Here is a 959-nt window from a genome sequence, read left to right on the forward strand (position 1 = left end):
GGGCCCAGGCCACGGCCCATGAAGTCAGCGCCGGCGCCCAAGCGGCGGACCTGCGCTTCAGCGCCGAACAAAAGGCCTATCAACAAGCCGGCCAGGCGTTCGTGCTGGAGCAGTACCTGAGCCAACTGAGCCAGGGCCTGGCCCACGCCAAGTTACTCATTCTTGATCATCGCCTGGGCGCCAGTGGCGCACCGACCATCGATCTGCGTTCCTTTACCTTACCGGCCGACCCTGCGGTGCCGCGTAAAGCCGTTCAATAAGGAGTTCATCTGTTGAGCGCTCATTCTCACGATCACGCAGGCCATGGTCACCACCACGGCCACCATCATCACCATCATGGCGATGAGCACGAAGCCGGCCCGTTCCCCTGGCGGCGTATGGGCTGGGCGGTATTGCTCGTGCTGTTCGCGGTCGCCGCGGCGAGCCTGGTGCAGGTGCGTTCCGGTGAAGCCACGGTGATTACCCGCTTCGGCAACCCGTCGCGGGTATTGCTGGAGCCGGGCCTGGGATGGCGCTGGCCGGCGCCGTTCGAGGCGGCGATTCCGGTGGACCTGCGCCTGCGCACCACCTCCAGCGGTTTGCAGGATGTGGGCACCCGCGATGGCCTGCGGATCATCGTGCAGGCCTACGTGGCCTGGCAGGTGCAGGGCGATCCCGACAACGTGCAGCGCTTTATGCGTGCGGTGCAGAACCAGCCGGATGAAGCGGCGCGGCAGATTCGTACCTTTGTCGGTTCGGCGCTGGAAACCACCGCCGCCAGTTTCGACCTGGCCAACCTGGTGAACACCGATGCCAGCCAGGTGCGCATTGCCGATTTTGAAGCGCAGTTGCGCCAGCAGATTGATCAACAATTGCTCACCACCTATGGCGTGCGTGTGGTGCAGGTGGGCGTTGAACGGCTGACCTTGCCCTCGGTGACCCTCGCCGCCACCGTCGACCGCATGCGCGCCGAGCGCGAG

General features: G+C 65.1%; 1 protein-coding gene and 1 pseudogene. Both read left to right on the forward strand.

Annotation, left to right across the window (positions count from 1 at the left end):
- A pseudogene (locus tag HX846_RS34855) lies at positions 1 to 260 on the forward strand (protease modulator HflK); the annotation flags it as partial.
- A gap of 9 nt (positions 261 to 269) precedes the next feature.
- Positions 270 to 959: SPFH domain-containing protein (locus HX846_RS34860; protein ID WP_178967220.1), on the forward strand; the 690-nt coding region annotated here is incomplete at its 3' end.

Source organism: Pseudomonas sp. K5002 (genome assembly GCF_013386655.1).
Classification (GTDB): Bacteria; Pseudomonadota; Gammaproteobacteria; order Pseudomonadales; family Pseudomonadaceae; genus Aquipseudomonas.